We start from the raw sequence: 18,524 nt of genomic DNA, 5'->3' as shown, positions 1-18,524 counted from the left end.
ATATGTCCTGCCCGGTGTAGGCCTGGGCCCTTCCGTGTACGCCCGGTGTCGTACCGGGGACGGCGACGGCCGCCGGATTCGCCGAAGCGCGGCCCGCAAGATCCTGGAGTCCTTCAGAGGCTTAAGGGGCGGCGGTAAGGCCACAGGAACGAGGCCGTAAGCGCCCTCCAGCACAGTGATCCCAGATCACCGCAGAGAAGGGCGAAGCAGATGAGCCAGCCGCACACCGTCCAGGACGAGATCCGCCTTCCCGGCTTCACCGGGCCCGTGCACCTGCCGGGCGAGGCGGGCTACGACGAGGCGCGCCGTTCGCTGAACCCGGCCGTGGACTCCCGCCCGGCGCTGGTTGCCGAGGCGTACGGCGCCGCGGACGTCCGCACCGCGCTGCTGGCCGCGCGGGCCCACGGGGTGGCGTTCGCGGTCCAGGCCACCGGGCACGGCACGCACGTCGTGTGCGACGACGGCGTCCTGGTCAGGACGTCGCCGATGGCGTCGGTGCTGGTGGACCCGGCCCGCCGGATCGCCCGCGTGGGGCCGGGGGCGCGCTGGGGCGAGGTGATCGCCGCCGCCGCGCCGTTCGGCCTGGCGCCGCTGTCGGGCTCCTCCCCGTCCGTCGGCGTCACCGGCTACACGCTCGGCGGCGGGCTGGGCTGGCTGGCGCGCAAGCACGGGTTCGCCGCCGACAGCGTGGTGCGGGCCGAGGTGCTGCTGGCGGACGGGCGGCACGTCACGGCGAGCGCGGACAGCCACCCCGGGCTGTTCTGGGCGCTGCGGGGCGGCGGGAGCGGGTTCGGCGTGGTGACCTCGCTGGAGTTCCGGCTCTACCCGGTGACGGAGGTGTACTCGGGGTTCGCCTACTTCCCGGTCGAGGCGGCGGCCGGGCTGCTGACGGCGTACCGGAACTGGATCGACGACGCCCCCGACGCGCTCAGCACCGCGATCGTCCTCAAGCGCATGCCCGCCGACGCGCACGTGCCCGCGGCGGTGCGCGGCCGCCACGTGGCGATGCTCAAGATCCTGCACGCCGGGACGACCGGCGAGGCCCGTCGTGCGCTCGCGCCGCTGCGCCGGGCGGCGGGGCCCGCGCTGCTGGACGAGACCCGGACTGCCACGTACGCGGCCTCGGCCATGGGCGGGACCGCGAACCGGCACATGTCCATGTTCGACACCGTCCCCGACGAGGTGCTCGGCACGCTGGTACGGGCCGCGGAGCAGGCGCAGACCATCGAGATCCGCCACTGGGGCGGCGCGATGAGCCGTCCCGGCCCCGACGCCGGCCCGGTCAGCCACCGCTCCACCCGCCTGTCGGTGATCGTGGACACGGTGGTGCCGGGACTGGCCGAGGAGTTGCGGCCGTACGCGAACGGCGGGACGTTCCTGAACTTCCTGTCGGACCCGTCGAGGACGGCGGCGGCGTACACCGGACCGGACTACGAGCGGCTGCGCGAGGTCAAGCGCTCCTACGACCCGGACGCCTTCTTCCGCGTCGGCCACGTCGTCCCGGCGTGATCGCCCACATGGAGGAAGCGCGGGCACCTCCCTCGGCGCCGCTGCTGGTGCCACGGCCGTTCCATTGGAACGGCGACGATGGAACAGCGATGTCACGCCCTGAGGCATGACGGCCGTCTTCCAGTGACGGCCCGGATCATGGAGATCACATGTCTATCGCCACGGGAAAGCAAGGCCGTTCCAGACTCCGCCTCCTGCAGCTGTCCGGCGCCATCGGCGCACTGCTGTTCGCGATGGGGGTCACAGCGTTACCCGCCTCCGCTGCGGTGCAAGCCTGCAGCGGTCAGGTCGAATCCAATGTGTGCCTGACCATCAGCCCTCTCGGCAACGGCCGATACGCCGTCGATGTCGGCCTGGACTTCCGCATCGGCCACGACGAAGCCCAGACGATCATCGATGCCTTCGGCGACCCGGCGAGCGCCACTGTGCTCGACGACGACAACAACGTCTTGAGAACCCTGTTCGTCGCCCCCGTCACCGGCCTGGGCGCTTCGGACGAGGCCGGGTTCAGCGTCAGCGCCCGCGCCGAGGGCGCCGGAGGACTCCTGAACGTGGACACCGGCATCGACACACTGCGGGCCCGCGTCACGCTGTACGACCCGCGCACCGGGGGAACTCGGACGTTCACCTCGCCGGTGGCCGCGATAACCATCGTCCCGTAGCGTCTTTCGGCAACATCCGGCACGAGCCCCCGGCACTGTCGGGGGCTCGTGCCCGCTCTCGGCGCGAACCTGACCTCTTCCCCGTATGAGCGGCGCCGACGGCCCGTCTTCTCGTTCGAGTGGTCACTCTGCCCGTTCGTCGGGGGACTCGACCGTGGGAGGCGGATTCCCGGCCCGTCCCTTGCTGGTCTGGACGTCGACGTCGGCGGCCTCCTGCACCTCCCAGAAGTTGTACTTGAAGGCGCGATGAACCTCGGGATCCGTGATCCGCAGCATGGTCTCGTCGTTCTCGCGGAGCGAGGAAGGATTGAGATTCATGCTGCCGGTGAAGACCACCTTCTGATTGATCTCGTCGTTGTACGTGCCGTCGATCAGGAGGTCCTTCTGGTGCGTTCCTGGAACGTCCTTGAACGTCCTGATCTCCGGACCGTGATAGCCGTTGGGCTCCTTCAGCAGCGCCTGCAGGGCGGCCTCGCCGACGTGCCGGTAGACGATGTCGACATAGCAGCCCTGCTGGTCCAGGTCCCACAGCCGCCTCGCCACGGCCTCCCGCGCGAGGTGCCAGGTGGAGACCCGGATGATCGTACGGTGGTCGCCGGTGGTGCCGCCCTCCGTGTTCCCCTTGCACTTCACGTGGCCGAGGATGTTGTACATGGTGTCGCCGTCCTCGCGGGGCGAGTGATAGATCTTCATGGTGGGCGTCTCGACCGGCGGATGCGTCTCGTAGTAGTCGGGGATCGGCTTCATCTTCACCATGTCGCCGAAGTAAGCCAGGTAGGCGTCGTAGACAGCCTTGTCCGAGAGGGTGTAGGAGCTGTTCCACTGGCCCGTCCCGGAGCCGCCGGGCTTGAGGTTGGCGCTCGACTGCATCACAACGTCGGAGCTGCCGAGGGTGTTGGAGAACAGGTAGAACTTGTTGTGCATCTTCGACCCGTCGCCGCCGGGGACGTCGCCGATGCATGCGGTCGAGGAGTTGCCGTCGTGCCGGCAGGGGGCCGCCCAGGATGGCTTGCCGATCTCGCCGCCAAGCGCCGCGGCGAGATCCTTGAACTGATCGGAGTCCTTGGCGCCGCCGTCGGCCAGAACCTGGACGTTGACGCCCTTGGCATGCGCGGCCTTCAGGGCGGCGAGCACGTCGGGGTCGGTGAACTCGAACGCCGTCACCCGGATGTCCGAGCCCGGCTCCGCGCCGTTGATCAGCATGATCAACTGACTTACAATCTTGGTTTTGTCCGCTGTGTTGGGGTTGTTGAACACGGCACCGAGCGGCGCCTGCCGTACGGCGTCCGCACCGGCCGCACTCGGCCACAGAAGGGGCAGGGCAATGGCCGCGGCCACACTTTTACGCAAGAGCATGGCGAGGATGTTAGTTCGCTGCGATATGTTTCCGCTTTAAGTACAACTGCCACGCGGGAAGCAAAGAATCCCTGGTAGACGGGTTGATCACCACAACCATCACCGTCGCAACCCGTGGCTCCGGATGCTGTTCCCATGTCGCATCAGACCCTGAGCTACGTCGCCGGGATGATTCGGCGCCACCGTAAGGCGATCGGGCCGATCTGGCGGCGGCCCAACCTCGGCCGCCAAGCCCTGCTGGTGCTGGTCTAACATCACCCAAGCGGTACGATGCGAACACCGAACCGGGCAGCTGGCTGTACCAGCAGCACCAGCGGGCAGGACTTCTCCGTCAGGGGGCGTGGCCGTACCGCGCCCACCAGCGGTTTTCCACGTACCTCACGTTGATGGAGAACCCGATCATGACCTCTGCCGCCCCTCGCGCCTTCCACTGCGAGCACACTCGCGCCAAGAGTCGGGTGTACGCCCTCGTCGAGCGCTCCGGCCAGCCGCCGACCCTGCATGCCGTACTGACCTGCACCGATCCCGCCGCCGCTCAGCACGCCGCCTACCTTCTCTCCTCGGTGCTGGAGAACGGCCTGGGCCCCGCCGCCCGCGCTGAGTCGGAGCGGATCGCAGCGGCTCTGCCCGACGCGCCCGCCGCCTCCTTCCGTCGTACGCTGGCCGATGTCGTGAACGGGACCTGGACCGACGCTCCCGAGCTGGCCGCCACGTGGGAGTCCCTGCGGCGGGGCCGCGGCGACTCGGCCGGCCTGGGTGGCGACCTTGAGAGCCGCACGCCGGGCGACGCTCGCCTCGATGCCTTCCCCGGGCCGGTCGTACGCACGATCAGCCTGCTGGAGGTGCACGTCCACGACCCGGCTCGCCTTCTCGCGGCGGCCACCGCGACGGGCTGGAGGCCGTTCGACGCCGAGGACCTCGACGAGGACGACAGCCAGGACGTCGTCGGGGCCGTCATGCACTTCGTCAACGGCCCGGAGTTCCTGCCCGGTGCCGACCAGTTGACGGACGTCACGCAGGCGCGGCTGCTGCGCGTCGACAGGGGCGATGAGGTGAGCGACTGGAGCGCGGCGCCCGTGACGGCGAAGTTCGACACGGGAACGAGGTCCAACCCCGACGACTGATCACTACTTCACAAGCACGTCAGCGCGACCGAGCACGAGATCGACTCGGCTGCGCCGGGGCGTTCACCCGTGGCTGTCGCCGAACCCGATGGCGATCTTTTGAGCGGCAGTCATGTCCCGCTCCCTGACCATCGGGAACTGAGACGCGTCGAGTTCGGTTGGACCGTTGCAACTGGCCGAATGTGGACAGCGCATGGTCCTTTTCTCCATAACGCCAGCGTGTTCCACTGAGGGCCTCATCGGTGCCCGGAGAGGTCAGATGCCGCATGGCGGGATTGGGGCGGACAGTACGGCTCAATCTGCTGCATCTGAGCACACCGGCAAGGACCAGGTGGTGACGATCACCCGTCCGTTATCCCGGCGCATCACCCTGTCCGTCTTTACCCCCTGGGGGAAGTCTCTTGCACTCCACCACGCGCCTGCGCGCGCCTTTCGGGCGGCGCACACTGGCAGCCCTGTGCGGGCTGCTGCTGACCGCCTTAGCCCTGGCCGGTATGCCGGTCGAGCCCGCGCATGCGGCCACCGCCAACCTCGCCTACGTCGCCAACGTCGACTCCGGCAACGTGTCGGTGATCGACACCGCCACCAACACCGTCGCCACCACGGTCGCCGTCGGCTCCAGCCCGCTCAAGACGGCGTTCAACCCGGCCGGCACACTCGTCTACGCCACCAACAACGGCTCGGACAGCGTGTCGGTGATCGACACCGCGACCAACGCCGTCACCGCCACCATCGCCGTCGGCAGTGGCCCGTACGGGGTGGCCTTCAACCCGGCCGGCACCCGCGCCTACGTCACCAACTTCGGCGCCGGCAGCGTGTCGGTGATCGATACCGCCACCAACACCGTCACCGCCACCATCGCCGTCGGCAACCAGCCCCGCGGGGTCGTGGTCAACCCGGCCGGCACCCGCGCCTACATCGCCAACGACCAATCCGACACCGTGTCGGTGATCGACACCGCGACCAACGCCGTCACCGCCACCATCGCCGTCGGCGCCGGCCCGTACGGAATGGCGCTCAACCCGGCCGGCACCCGCGCCTACACCAGCAACGTCAACTCCGACACCGTGTCGGTGATCGACACTGCCACCAACGCCGTCACCGCCACCATCGCCGTCGGCGGCGACCCCTACGAACTCGCGCTCAACCCGGCGGGCACCCGCGCCTACACCCCAAATCAGTCCTCCGGCAACGTGTCGGTGATCGACACCGCCACCAACACCGTCACCGCCACCATCGCCGTCGGGGCCAGCCCGTCCGGAGTGGCGGCCAATTCCGCCTTCGCCTATATCGCCAACCTCGGCTCTGACAACGTGTCGGTGATCGACACTGCCACCAACACCGTCACCGCCACCGTCGCCGTCGGCAGTGCGCCGTTCGGTGTCGCAGTGGATGATGTGACCACCGGCCCCACCGGCGCCGACCTCGACGTAGACCTGAGTGCCCAGCCGCACCTGGGCATCCTGGTGCCGTACCTGAAGTACACCCTGACCGCCGACAACACCGGGCCCGACGCGGTCACCTCCGCCACCCTCACCGCCAAGCTGCCGCCGGGCGCGTCCGCCACCAACCTCTCCTCCGGCTGCACCACCAGTGCGCGCACGGTCACCTGCACCTACGGGGCGATCGCCAACGGCGCCTCAGTGGACAAGACCTTCCGGGTGCCGCTGTCGCTGCTGTCGCTGGGGCGCGTCACCGTCACCGCGGTGCGCACCACCAGCGCCCCCACTGACCCCAACCCGGCCAACGACAACGCCTCAGCCGCCTGCACCGTCATCTCCATCCTCCTCGTCACCTGCTCATAACCGACCAGCGCCTGACGTCACCGGCAGGCAACCCGCCTGCCGGTGACCCCACCGCTGCTGCCGCGGTTCAAGTCGGCGCGGCGATCTTCGGACAGGCCCTCCGTTGCGATGTGCCTGGACAGGCACAGGCCCGCTCCGCGGATGTTCCTCAACGCCGATCCCGTCGCATCCCAGCCGCAACCTCGCACCTGGGTCACCGGCGGCCTGGGGTCGCCAGTAAGCCAAGAGGAATGCCGGTGTCTCATCTCGCGCCCGGCCCCGAACTGTTGTCAGGCCCGGCGCCGTGGCCTACGCCGGCTGATCACGCTGACCGTGTTGATCACCGCCACCGCTGCGGCGTTGTGGTCGGGGTGGGCATTCGACGGCCCGCCACCTCGCGGGGCAAGGGGTGGGGCGATGGGACGCCGGAGGCGTCGGGGGGTGCGCCGTAAGGCGCCTGAAAGAAGGATGCCTGAGCACCGATGCGCGAAAGCGCCCCCTGCGAAGTCCTTTCGGGGCGGGTGTCGGACGGCCCGCCACCCAGACGGGCAACGGGCGGGTCTACGGCACCCGGTGACACGGCTGGCCTGATCGGCAGCCGTGCCACCCTTGGGTGTCACCCCGGCCGGCGGCCGGGGCCGGGCCCTGTTATGGGCGCGGGGTGCGGTGCTGCATGTGCTCCGCGGTGCCGACATGGTTGCGCTGCTTGCGCATGCCGGCGAAGCCCAGCAGGCCAAGCAGGCCCAGCAGGCCCCACAGACCGGCGTTGCCGCCCCCGTCGTCCCTGTTGTTCTGCTGCGGTGATGGTGTCACCTGGCTCTGTGCGACCGGCGCGACCGGCGAGTCGGCCGTCGCGGCAGTTGCCGGGGCTAGCGTCAAGAAGAACGCCAGGCCCAGCCCGGTGAGGGTCTTGCGCATTGGGTTCCCCCGATCCGGCGGTCTCAACAACCGCGGAGACCGCCTATCACGCCTTCCCACTTGAAGGCTCCCGATAGCGGGGCGATCTCCATATCCCCTGCTAAGTACGCACCTACCATCGTCCCGGGGACATCAAACGCCTCGTCTTCGCAGGTGAGGGCCCTGATGGGCGGACACCCCCCACGCCTACGCGGATCCCGGAGATCTGGACCGGTTCCACACGGGCCCGCGGACGCCGCAACGTGGCGGCACGCCGATTCACAGGAGCACCTCCACCACCACGTCACGCTGTGTGATCACGCTGGGCGTCGGCATGGTCACCGTACGACTCGGGGTCAGAGGGACGATCCCAGGAAGTGGCGCAGGTAGCGGGCGTTCACGTTGGCCATCGACAGCAGCATGAAGAAGTCGGCCGTACCGGAGTCCCCGTCGTGGGCGGGGGCGCCGCACACCCACGACCCCAGCCGCAGATACCCCCGCATCAGCGCGGGCGGCACGAACCGGTCGGGCGCCGCGGCCGGCTTCTTGGGACGCCACGGCGCGCGCGGTGTCACGCGGTACTCCTCCGGGCCGAGCGGCACCCGTTCCGCCACGGCGGCGGCCAGCGCTCCCCTGTCGTCGAGGGGGACCGCGCAGCAGCCGGCCAGCCACTGGTGCCCGCCTGACACCATGTACCGGGCGATCCCGGCCCACATGAGAGCGACCACGGTGCCGTTCCTGTGGCCGGGGTGCACGCAGGTGCGGCCCGCCTCCACCAGGCCCTTGCGCAGGGGAGCCAGGGCGGTGAGGTCGAACTCGGCGTCGGCGGGCAGCCGTTCCTTGCGGCCGGGCGGCAGCAGCCGGTACGTGCCCACGACCTCCGAGCCGTCCCGTACGAGCAGATGGTCGCAGAAGGCGTCGAACCGGTCCGCGTCGAGGCCGGAGACCGGGCTGTCGAGCAACGCCCCCATCTCCTCGGCGAAGACCGCGTACCGGAGCTTCTGGGCGGCCTGGAGGTCGGCGGCACTGGTGGCCAGGCCGACCGTGTAGCGGCCGGTGTCAAGAGAGATCGTCATGGGCGCGCGTCCTTCCCTGAAAGCGTCTCGCACCTATGCCGACATGCCGAAATGACGCCACCGGGGGCAAGCAGGCGTCCGCGTGATGACGTTCAGGCGGACCTTTCGCGAAACAAAATGGTTTCCCTCCCTCAGACCGGCGTCGCTACACTCGCCGCGAAACGCCATCACGCGACGAGGGAAGGGAGCCGGCCGTGCGTCACAACACCGCTGCCGTCGTCTCTCCGTCGCGTTACGAGGTGATCCTGGTGTCTTCGTCGCCCCGGCGCCGGCTGCGCGGCCGCCGCTGGATGTCGCCCTGACGAAGATCCCTTTTCGCCGGGGGAATCGCGCCGTCCTGTCCAAGAAACGTCCCGAAAGGGTCATGGGCCGTGCGTGCTCAAGTCTTCAATCCCCTGACCAGTGTCCGGAACATCGGCATCCTCGCCCACGTGGACGCCGGCAAGACCACGGTCACCGAACGCATCCTGTACCTGACCGGCGCCACCTACAAGCGCGGCGAGGTGCACGACGGCACGACCGTCACCGACTTCGACTCCCAGGAGCGCGACCGCGGCATCACGATCTTCGCCGCCGCGGTGAGCTGCGACTGGGACGGGCACCGGATCAACCTGATCGACACCCCCGGCCACGTCGACTTCTCCGACGAGGTGGAGCGCTCGCTGCGGGTGCTCGACGGCGCGGTCGCGGTGTTCGACGGCGTCGCCGGGGTCGAGCCGCAGAGCGAGTCGGTGTGGCGGCGGGCCGACCGGCACGGGGTGCCGCGCGTCGCGTTCGTCAACAAGCTGGACCGGGCCGGCGCCGACCTCGACGCCGCGGTCGAGTCGATCCGCCGGCGGCTGCACCCCGTGCCGCTGGTGGTGCAGCTGCCGATCGGCCGCGAGGACGCCTTCACCGGCGTGGTCGACCTGCTCGCCATGAGGGCGCTGGTGTGGTCCGGTGACTCCTGCGTGTCCGGTCCGGTGCCGGACGACCTGCTGGAGGAGGCGCTGCGGCGGCGCCGGATGCTGGAGGAGGCGGTGGCCGAGTCGCACGCGGGCGCGCTGGAGGAGTTCTGCGCCGAATCGTCGATCTCCGAGGCGACGCTGGCCGCGGCGCTGCGCGACCTGACCCGTACCGGTGAGGGCGTCGTGGTGCTCTGCGGCTCGGCCTACCGCGACCGCGGGATCGAGCCGCTGCTGGACGCGGTGGTGCGGTACCTGCCCTCGCCGCTGGACGTGCCCGCGGTGCGCGGGCAGGACGGCGAGGCGCGGGCCGCCGATCCGGAGGCGCCGCTGGCCGCGCTGGCGTTCAAGGTGAGCTCGACGGCGACGGGGCGGCTGACGTACGTGCGGGTGTACTCGGGGACGATGCGGAAGGGGGACGTGGTGCTGGACGCGGGCGCGGGCCGTACCGAGCGGATCAGCCGGATCCTGCGTGTGCAGGCCGACCGGCACGCCGAGGCGGACCGGGCGGTGGCCGGCGACATCGTCGCCCTGGTCGGCCCGAAGGCCGCGGGTACGGGCACGACGCTGTGCGCGCCGGGCTCCCCGCTGCTGCTGGAGCCGCCGAACGCGACCGAGCCGGTGGTGTCGGTGGCGATCGAGGCGCGCAGGAGCACCGACGGCGACCGGCTGGCGACGGCGCTGGCCCGGCTGACCGAGGAGGATCCGTCGCTGGCCGTGCGCACCGACACCGAGACCGGGCAGACCGTCCTGTCCGGGATGGGCGAGCTGCACCTGGAGGTGGCGGCGGAGAAGCTCCGTCGTGACCACCGGCTGGAGGTGGGCGTCGGGCGGCCGCAGGTGTCCTTCAGGGAGACCGTCGGGCGCGGGGTGCAGGGGCTGGTGTACCGGCACGTCAAGCAGGACGGCGGCGCCGGGCAGTTCGCGCACGTGGTGCTCGACGTCGAACCGCTGGAGGAGGGCTTCGCGTTCGCCTCCACGGTGACCGGCGGGCGGGTGCCGCGCGAGTACGTGCGGGCCGTGGAGGCCGGCTGCCGGGACGCCCTGTCCGCCGGCCCGCTCGGCGGCCACCCGGTGACGGGCCTGCGCGTCACCCTGACGGACGGGGCCACCCACGTGAAGGACTCCACGGAGATGGCGTTCCGCACGGCGGGGCGGCTCGGGCTGCGCGAGGCGCTGCGCTCGTGCGCGATGGTGCTGCTGGAGCCGGTGGTGGAGGTGACGGTGACCGTGCCGGACGACATGGCCGGCGGCGTGCTCGGTGACCTGTCGGCGCGGCGCGGCCGCATCTCGGGCTCGACGGCGCGCGCCGGCACGGTGGTGATCAGCGCGATCGTGCCGCTGACCGAGGTGTTCGGGTACGCCACCGGCCTGCACGGCCGCACCCAGGGCCGGGGCACCTTCACCACCCGCCCGGCCGGCTACGCCCCGGCGGCATGACGGGCGGCCCGCGGCCCCACCCCCTTCCTGGCGGTGGGGCCGCGGGTCTTCGGCTATCCGGTGGTCGTGAAGGAGATCCACACGTCCGGCGGCACGTCGGGCCGGTTCGGCACCGGGCGGCGTTCCTCGGTCCAGGCCTCACCCATGATCTCGGTGGCGACGCGCCTCCAGAACGCCACCGCCCCGGCGTTGGCGTCCTGGAAGGCGATCTCCCAGGGACCGGGGTGCCGGGCGATCACCTCACGGACGGCTGCCAGGCCGATGCCGGAACGGCGCGCGCCGCGTACGACGAAGAAGCTGTTCAGCACGCGCGCCGGACCGGACAGGCTGCGGACGAACGCGAAGCCGGCGGGGTGGTCACCGCTGGTGAACAGGTAGGCCGTCCAGTCGTCGTCCTCGAACGCCGACTGCAACCGCTCACTTCTGAAGGTGGCGTCGGGGTTGGGGAGCAGTCCATCGAAGTCCGACATGTCGTGCCGGAACATGAGCCACAGGCGCTCGACGGCTGGGTGGTCGGAGGCGGTCACGGACCGCACTGATCCACGAAAAGAGGTCATAGAAACACCTTCCGGCCGGGATCAAATCCGGCCGGAAGGTATAGACATTAGCAGATCATGGCGTGGTGACGGTCGCGCCCGTGACCGAGCTCGACCAGTACAACGCCCTGGCCACCTGGGAGAACAGGCCCTTGGGGTGGTTGCGGAACATGGGCTCGGTGCCGAAGAGGACCACGGCGGCGCCTCGTTCGTCCCGGCCGCTGACCACCGCCGCCTGTCCCCTGGCCGCGTCCTGGCCTCCGGCGCCGTTCTCGTCGGCACGCCAGTGGCCGGAGACCAGGGGGCCTTCGGCCGCGTACGACTGCTCGATCCTGACCTCGGGGCCGAGGCCGGTGAACCAGAGCGGCGAGTACACGAACGAGTGGATCGGTGATCCGCTGCCCACCGGGCCGTCGGTGGAGACGGTGCGGACCACGCCGTTGGCGTCACCGCGGCCGGCGACCGTGGTGGCGGTGAGCAGGCCCGCCGCGGTGTTGAAGCGGCCGCCGGTCGCACCCCGGGTGATCACTGCGCCACTCGCGAGGAACGTGTCCAGGGCCGTCCTGGCCGCGGGGTTGAGGGTGGCGTAGTTGAGGCCGCTGGAGACGTACAGGACGTCGGTGCCGCTCCAGTCGTAGCCCGCGTTGAGCACGGCGGTGGAGACGGGCGTGACCGGGAAGCCCAGCTCGCGCAGGGTGAACAGCTCGTCGGCCGAGGCCGCGGCGGCGACGCGCACCTGCGCGAGCGGGGTGCCGGTGCTCTGACGTGCGGTGGTGAAGGTGACGCCGTAGCGGTCGGCGGCCGTTCTGGCGGCCTGGCGGGCCGAGGACGGGACGATCGCCGTGCCGTCGGCGGCCCACGTCACCGCCACGCCCTGGGCCAGCAGGTCGTTGAGGGCCGTGACGGCCTTCGCGTCGGTGATCGCGAGGGCGAGCGGGCCGCGGCCGTTCGGCACGGAGCCGGTCGGCGCGGCGGCCTTGACCGGATCGGTGCGCACGCGCGGCGCGTCCACCGGGTCCACGGTGGCGCCCCAGAGCAGGGCGTGGCTCCAGCCGGAGATGTCGTACATGGCGTCGACCCTGGGCGAGATGTCCGCGCCGGGTTCCAGCATGACGTTGGCCAGGCCGCGCTTGGGCTGGCGCATGTCCACGACGTACGAACCGGCCGGATACGTCTTCCCGCCCGACCGGAAGGCCGACCTGGCGCGCTCGACCCGGACGTCGTTCGCGATCAGATGGTCGATCAGGCGCGCGGCGGCCGTGGAGCCCGCCGGGATGGCGTACGCGCGGGGGTAGGTGGTGGTGTAGACGTCCTCGGGGCCGAAACCGGGCACGATGCCGAGCGGCACGGGCTTCGACGGCTCGCCCGCCGTGCCGCGCCGGAAGACCTCGATCTGGTCGGCGATCAGCCGGTCGTGCCTGGCCTGGACGAAGCCGTAGGTGGCGCGGATGGCGGCGGCGGCCACGTCGGTGTTGATGGCCGAGCGGCGGCGCAGCTCCTCGACCGGCTCGGTGCTGTAGGCGGGCTCGTTGACGTCGAGGGGGATCTCCACGGTGTGGGCCGCGACGGTGCCGTGGAAGGGCGCGTACTGCGGGGTGAAGATCGGCGGCCAGTCGTCCCAGCCCTCCTCGGAGTCGCGGAACGGGATCTGCGCCGGTTCGACGCCGTCCTTCTCCGGGGTGTAGCCGAGGCCGTTGACCGCGGCCTCCATGCCGAGGCCGTTGGCGTAGGTGTTGGTGATGAACAGGTCGTACTCGTAGTTGGCGCCGTGCGGCGGCGTCGTGGGCTCGATGAGCGTGCCGTTGACGTAGCCGTGCAGGTCGATCATGGTGACCGGCTGGGTGTCGATCATGATCTGGCGCATCGCGCGCACCTCGGGCTGGGAGGCGGTGACGAAGTCGCGGTTCAGGTCGAACCCGGCGCCGTTCTGCCGTACGCCGTTGACGCGGCCGTCGGGGTTGGCGGTGACGTTGAAGTACAGCCTGGTGCGCTTGAGCAGGTTCGCGATGGCCGGGTCGGTGCTGGTGGAGAGCTGCTCGATGGTACGCAGGGCGGCGTCGGCGCCCTCCCACTCGTTGCCGTGGATGTTGGCGTTGACGAAGATCGGCGCCTTGTACGCCCTGGCCAGCCCCCGGTCGCGGGCGGCGCCGGCGGGGTCGTTCTCGATGCGTTCGCGGATGCGGGCCTGCTCGCGCGCCTGGGCGGCGCTCTCCGGCGCGGTGACGGTGACGAGGTAGAGGTCGCGGCCCTGGGCCGAGCGGCCGATGACCTCCGCGCTCACCCGGTCGGAGCGCTGCAGGCCGTTGAGCCTGGGCGCGATCCCGTGGTACGGCACCAGCCCCAGCTTGATCGAGGCGTCGGCCGGGTTCTCCGGTGGCAGCGGGAGCTTGGTGTGCCGGGGGTAGCCGCGCTCGCGCGGCCATCCGTACGGGGTGGCGCCGAGCAGGGTGGCGGCCTGCTCGGGCACGTCGGCCGCGATCTCGTTGCGCTCCGGGCCGTTGCCGAAGTCGCGCACGGCCGAGGGCGGCGGCTCGGCGGGCTCAGCGGCCGCGGACAGTGGGAGGAGCATGGCGGCCGAGATGGCGGCCACGCCGAGCAGGGCGGTCGGGAAACGCACGAAACCTCCAGCGCGTCGAGGGTGAGGGCTCAGGAGGACGGTGGCCGGGCGCGGCGCCCGGCCACCTGACGATCACGGTTCGCGGTAGTCGGCGGCGACGCCGATCAGGGAGATCAGGCCCGCGGCGAACTCCTGCGCCTCCGCGTGCCCCTCTTCGAACGGCGGCTGGAAGCCCACGCCCTCCCACGTGCGCGTCGCGGGATTCCACAGGTCGGCGCCGACCTCGAAGTCCCACCCGTAGACGCCGTGGTCGTACCAGAGCTCGTCGGCGGAGTTCCCGGCCGCCGAGTACAGCACGTCGGTCACGGGGCCGGTCTGCTGCGGCCAGATGACGGTGCCGCGCTCGGCGACGATGGCCTGCTCGATGGTGCGGGCCGAGCGCAGGAAGTACGCCTCCTCGCTCGCCGTGGGCCTCGGCAGGGTGACGCGGCCGTTGAGCTGGTAAGCCCCGGGCGGCCACATGAAGTACCCCCCGTAGCTGTGCACGTTCATGGCGAACCGGATGTTGCGGTACTTCTGCGCCAGCCACATCACGTTCCGGCTCTCGGGCTCGGAGTGCTCGGCGGGGCCGGCGTAGGTGCCGCTCTGGCAACTGGCCGAGGCGCCGAAGTAGCCGTCGGACAACGAGCCGACGGCGTAGTTGCGGTTGACGTCCACGCCCCAGCTGTTGCGCAGCGCCGGGTCGGACTGCTGCGGCGGGCAGTGGTTGGTCATGTTCTTACGCTGGGAGTTGAAGTCGTAGAAGCTGTAGTTCGCCCCGTCGGGGTTGACGGTCGGCACGATGAAGATGTCCGTACGATCCAGCAGCCGCCGGGTGGCCTTGTCCCGCCCGGAGTTGCGCAGCAGCCGCTCGGCCGCCTCGATCGTGACCAGCGGCGTCACCCACTCCCTGGCGTGTTCCTGGGCGTAGGCGAGCACGCCGGTGCGTGAGCCGTCGCGGCGCGTGCCGATGCGCAGGGCCAGCACCTGCGCGGGCGCGCGGGAGACGTCGGCGGGGGCGTTGAGGAAGTCGTCGAGCTGCGTGGACGGCGCGGGCGTCAGGACACCCGCGCCCGGGTCGGTGCGGTAGAGGGAGGCCTTGACGGGCAGCCCCGCGGTGGCGTTGATCGCCGCGACGACCTGGGCGGAGGTGCTGACCGGCGCGCCGGACTCGCCGGTCGCCAGGCTGACGGTGACGAGCTTGCCGTTGAGCGTGACCTGCAGCGGCCGTCCCGGCGCGCCGGGATCGACCAGCTCGACGCTCAGGTCGTTGCCGCCTTCCGACCCGTAGGCGTTGGAGGTGATCACGACGGCCGCGCCGGGCGGGGTTCCGATGAGCGCCTGGGCGTGCCGCCGGTAGCCGTTCGTCCTGTACGGCAGCGCGATCAGCTCGGTGAGCTTGGGGAAGCGCCGGTGCAGGCTCTTGATCCGCTCGTTGAGCTGCGACGGGGGCATGTACTGGGTGACGAAGTCCTTCTGGTAACCGTGCCCGGCGCGGTCGGGCCGCTCACCGTCCGGCCATTCCTTGACCCGCGCGTCGGCCTTGCCGCCACCCGCCGAGGTGACGGTGATCGACTGCGGCTCGTCGGCGGCGGGCACCGGGGTGCTGAACTGGTGCCCCAGGTAGGCGCCCGCGTCCACGTACGCGACCATCTCCGCCTGCCCGGTGGTGCCGCGCCTGCCCCGCCACGCGACGGTGAGCGTGGCCGCTTGGGCGGCGCTGCTGGAGGCTTCGACGGACAGGAAGTACCCGTCGCGGGACTTGTACCAGACCGCCCGCTCGATGACGATCTGGTCTTGAGCCGCGGTGGCCTTCGCACTTGCCTGCGGCGGGGTGTCGGGGGCCAGGGTGGCGCCGAGTCCGCGCAGGTCGGCGAGCTGGCTCTGGGTGACGACCGCGTCGATCTGGACGCTGCCGTCGCGCTGGGGGCGTACCCGTTCTGTGAGGTCGGCGCCGGAGGCCACCAGCCGTTCCATGGCGGCGCGGTCCGGTACGGACAGCGTGACCAGCGAGACCGGCTCGGGGTCGGCCGGCCCGGCGACCGCGGGGGCCGACGGTGGCGCCGCCCCCATGAATGTCGTGCCCAAGATCAACGCAACAACCGCGGACGCCCGTAAGCCACGCATCTGCCCCTCCTGAATCGCCCGTATGGGGATCATTGAAGGCCGACAATGACCAACCGGCAAGACCCGATCAGCTCAGGAGGCCGTCACGTGCGGCACCGCCTCGTACGCCGCCCAGTCCGCGCTGATCGCGCTCGCCGTCTTGAGCAGCAGCGGAAGGTGCTCCTCCGTCAGTTTCTCCAACGAGGTCTCGGCGGCGTGGGCGTTGACGTTCACCGCGGCGATGACGTTGCCGAGCCCGTCGCGCAGCGGCGCGGCCACCGACCTGATGCCCAGGGCGAGCTGCTGGTCGGTGATCGCCCAGCCCTTGGCCCGCACCGAGCGCAACGCCGCCTCGCGCTCCTTGGCGTCGGGGCACCAGCGTGGCTCGACGCCCGAGCGGCTGGGCTCGGCCAGCACCCGCTCCACCTCGGCGGGCGGCAGCGCGGCCAGCAGCACCTTGCCCAGGGAGGTCTGCAGCGCGGGGAAACGGGTGCCGATCTGCACCGACAGCGCGACGATCTTCGGGACGGAGACCCTCGCGACGTACACGATGTCGGAGCCGTCGAGCTGGGCGATCGACGACGACTCGCGGGTCTGCGTGACCAGCCGCTCCAGGTGCGGCCTGGCGACCTCCCACAGTCCCATCGAGCGCACGTAGGAGACGCCCAGCTCCAGCACCCGCGGCGTGAGCGCGAACCCGCCCCGCTCGGCCCTGGCGTAGCCCAGCTCCTGCAGGGTGAGCAGGATGCGGCGGGCCGTGGGGCGGGCCAGGCCGGCGGCGGTGGCCACCTCGGTCAGCGACATGACCGGGCGGCCCGGCCGGAAGGCCCTGATGACCTCGAGGCCGCGGGCCAGCGCCTCGATGAAGTCAGGTCCTGTCTCACCACGTGCCATGTAGGCCCTCACTCGCTCAGATCTCGACGGGTCCGACTTTAGACGGTCGCCCGTCCGCACCACGGCCGATCAGAGGCGGTGTGTTTTGTCGCTGCGGTAGTCGGTGTAGGTGTACGGGTTGTCGAGCACCTCCCCCGTGGGGATGTCCGGGTTCATGCCCTTGTCCCAGGCCTCCTGTCCCATCTCGCCCTTGAGGTAGTCGATCGTGCGGTCCACCTGGGCCCGCGCGACGGCCAGGTCGATGCCCACCAGCCGGTGCTCGTGCTTGACCACCCGCCCGTTGACCAGCACGGTGTGCACGTCGCCGCGCTGCGCCTGGAACGCGACGTGGCCGAACGGGTTGAGCAGCGGGAACGACACCGGCGACGCGTCGTTCTTGATGAGCACCAGGTCGGCCTTCTGCCCCGGCGCGATCGTGCCGAGGTCGTCGCGGCCGATCGCCTGGGCGCCGCCTCTGGTGGCCCAGTCCACGACCTGGTCGGCGCGCAGGGCGGCGTGCGTGACCGTCTCGCCCTTGGCGTGCGCCTCCAGGTGCTCGCGCGAGCGGTCGGCGCCGAGTGTGGTCCGCATGGCGGAGAACAGGTCGCCGCTCCACCAGACGCTGGTGTCCATCGACAGCGAGACCGGGATGCCGTGGGAGCGGACGGCCCAGGTGGGCGGGTAGCCCTGCCCGGCGCTCTGCTCGCTCTCCGTGGAGACCGAGATGGAGCCGCCGGTGGCTGCGATGCGGTGGTAGGAGTCGGCCGACAGGGACGCGGCGTGCACGTAGATGGCGCCGGGAGACATGAAGCCGTGCTCGTACATCAGCCGGATGCCGTCGTCGCTGGTCGCGCCCCACACGCCGGCGTGCGTGGTGACGCTCACGCCGAGGTCTCTGGCCACCTCGAACGCGGGCTGCTCGGGGAAGGAGGGGTCGCCGAGCACGTCGAAGGCGATCTGGAAGCCGAGCAGGTCGTCGCCGGTGATCCGGCGGCGCACGAAGTCGCGGAACTCGGGCGCGGTCGTCCACTCGGCGGGCGGCTGCTGGATGTTGCCGTAGGCGAGCACGTAGCGCCCCGGCACCCCCTGCAGCGCGTCGGCGGCGGCGTCGGCGTGGTCGGGGGTGCGCAGGCCGTGCGACCAGTCCACGACGGTCGTGACCCCGGCGTCGAGGGCCTCGATGGCGGCCAGGGTGTTGCCCGCGTGCACGTCCTCGGGGCGGAAGAGCTTGCCGTACTCCAGGTAGTACCAGACGAAGTACTGCGTGAGGGTCCAGTCGGCGCCGTAGCCGCGCATCGCGGTCTGCCACATGTGCCGGTGGGTGTCGATCATGCCGGGCATCACGATGCCCCCGGTCGCGTCGATCTCGGCGGCGCCCTCGGGCGCCTCCAGTCCGGGGCCGACTGCGGTGATCCTGTCGCCGGTGACGAGGACGTCGGTGCTCGTGAGCACCTCGCGTCCCTCCATGGGTAGCACGGTGCCGCCGCGCAGGATCAGGGGGCGTCCGGCCTCGAACTCGTTCATGGCGTGCTCCTTACTAGCGAACGAGTGTCCGCTGTACGGTCACCGTCACTGTGATAAGCGGGCACGACGCTGTCAAGACGGTTGACGCAGTGGCTTC

The 18,524-nt window shown here is 70.8% G+C and carries 13 protein-coding genes and 1 pseudogene; 6 read left to right on the top strand and 8 right to left on the bottom strand.

Going from position 1 to position 18,524, the window contains the following annotated elements; translation table 11 throughout:
* The first annotated feature begins 210 nt into the window (after positions 1-210).
* Positions 211-1,509, top strand: a complete 1,299-nt coding sequence (locus tag ACFPZ3_RS26700; protein ID WP_379516970.1) for an FAD-binding oxidoreductase — start codon at positions 211-213, stop codon at positions 1,507-1,509.
* 149 nt (positions 1,510-1,658) lie between these two features.
* Positions 1,659-2,171 carry a hypothetical protein gene (locus ACFPZ3_RS26695; RefSeq protein WP_379516969.1) on the top strand — a complete coding sequence of 171 codons (513 nt, stop codon included), beginning with the start codon at positions 1,659-1,661 and terminating at the stop codon, positions 2,169-2,171.
* A 123-nt stretch (positions 2,172-2,294) separates the two neighbouring features.
* On the opposite strand, the gene ACFPZ3_RS26690 is transcribed toward ACFPZ3_RS26695, so the two are convergent.
* The gene (locus ACFPZ3_RS26690) at positions 2,295-3,527 is read right to left on the bottom strand and encodes a phospholipase D-like domain-containing protein (RefSeq protein ID WP_379516968.1); all 1,233 of its coding nucleotides are present in this window, start codon (positions 3,525-3,527) and stop codon (positions 2,295-2,297) included.
* A 135-nt stretch (positions 3,528-3,662) separates the two neighbouring features.
* On the opposite strand from ACFPZ3_RS26690, the pseudogene ACFPZ3_RS26685 reads away from it, so the two are divergent.
* The 3 genes and pseudogenes from ACFPZ3_RS26685 to ACFPZ3_RS26675 form a co-directional block, all read left to right on the top strand.
* Positions 3,663-3,776: pseudogene (locus ACFPZ3_RS26685) on the top strand (IS5/IS1182 family transposase); the annotation flags it as partial.
* Between the two features lie 152 nt (positions 3,777-3,928).
* Positions 3,929-4,651, top strand: coding sequence for a hypothetical protein (locus ACFPZ3_RS26680; RefSeq protein WP_379516967.1), 723 nt, complete (start codon positions 3,929-3,931; stop codon positions 4,649-4,651).
* Between the two features lie 401 nt (positions 4,652-5,052).
* Entirely contained in the window at positions 5,053-6,456 is a 1,404-nt protein-coding gene (locus ACFPZ3_RS26675; protein WP_379516966.1) for a YVTN family beta-propeller repeat protein, read from the top strand.
* 627 nt (positions 6,457-7,083) lie between these two features.
* Here ACFPZ3_RS26675 and ACFPZ3_RS26670 read toward each other — a convergent pair.
* Positions 7,084-7,353 (bottom strand): WGxxGxxG family protein, encoded by a 270-nt coding sequence (locus ACFPZ3_RS26670; protein ID WP_379516965.1) that lies wholly within the window; start codon positions 7,351-7,353, stop codon positions 7,084-7,086.
* Positions 7,354-7,688: 335 nt separating this feature from the next.
* Positions 7,689-8,408 carry a GNAT family N-acetyltransferase gene (locus tag ACFPZ3_RS26665; RefSeq protein WP_379516964.1) on the bottom strand — a complete coding sequence of 240 codons (720 nt, stop codon included), beginning with the start codon at positions 8,406-8,408 and terminating at the stop codon, positions 7,689-7,691.
* Positions 8,409-8,779: 371 nt separating this feature from the next.
* Here ACFPZ3_RS26665 and fusA point away from each other — a divergent pair, with 371 nt between their 5' ends.
* Positions 8,780-10,792 (top strand): elongation factor G, encoded by a 2,013-nt coding sequence (gene fusA, locus ACFPZ3_RS26660; RefSeq protein ID WP_379516963.1) that lies wholly within the window; start codon positions 8,780-8,782, stop codon positions 10,790-10,792.
* Positions 10,793-10,845: 53 nt separating this feature from the next.
* Here fusA and ACFPZ3_RS26655 read toward each other — a convergent pair whose 3' ends face one another.
* The 5 genes from ACFPZ3_RS26655 to ACFPZ3_RS26635 all read right to left on the bottom strand — a co-directional run bounded on the left by ACFPZ3_RS26655 (position 10,846) and on the right by ACFPZ3_RS26635 (position 18,427).
* A complete protein-coding gene (locus tag ACFPZ3_RS26655; protein WP_379516962.1) occupies positions 10,846-11,349 on the bottom strand; it encodes a GNAT family N-acetyltransferase in 504 nt (167 codons plus the stop codon).
* Positions 11,350-11,404: 55 nt separating this feature from the next.
* Complete coding sequence (locus ACFPZ3_RS26650) at positions 11,405-13,945, bottom strand: M14 family zinc carboxypeptidase (protein WP_379516961.1); 2,541 nt, start codon at positions 13,943-13,945, stop codon at positions 11,405-11,407.
* A 72-nt stretch (positions 13,946-14,017) separates the two neighbouring features.
* The gene (locus tag ACFPZ3_RS26645) at positions 14,018-16,012 is read right to left on the bottom strand and encodes a M14 family zinc carboxypeptidase (RefSeq protein ID WP_379516960.1); all 1,995 of its coding nucleotides are present in this window, start codon (positions 16,010-16,012) and stop codon (positions 14,018-14,020) included.
* A 111-nt stretch (positions 16,013-16,123) separates the two neighbouring features.
* On the bottom strand, positions 16,124-16,924 hold the full coding sequence (locus ACFPZ3_RS26640) for an IclR family transcriptional regulator domain-containing protein (RefSeq protein ID WP_379516959.1): 801 nt from the start codon (positions 16,922-16,924) through the stop codon (positions 16,124-16,126).
* A 69-nt stretch (positions 16,925-16,993) separates the two neighbouring features.
* A complete protein-coding gene (locus ACFPZ3_RS26635; RefSeq protein ID WP_379516958.1) occupies positions 16,994-18,427 on the bottom strand; it encodes an amidohydrolase family protein in 1,434 nt (477 codons plus the stop codon).
* Positions 18,428-18,524 lie beyond the last annotated feature (97 nt).

The sequence above is a fragment of the Nonomuraea insulae genome, from assembly GCF_042656245.1.
Note: the sequence above shows the minus strand (reverse complement) of the source record. Positions and strands in the feature narration are given on the sequence as shown.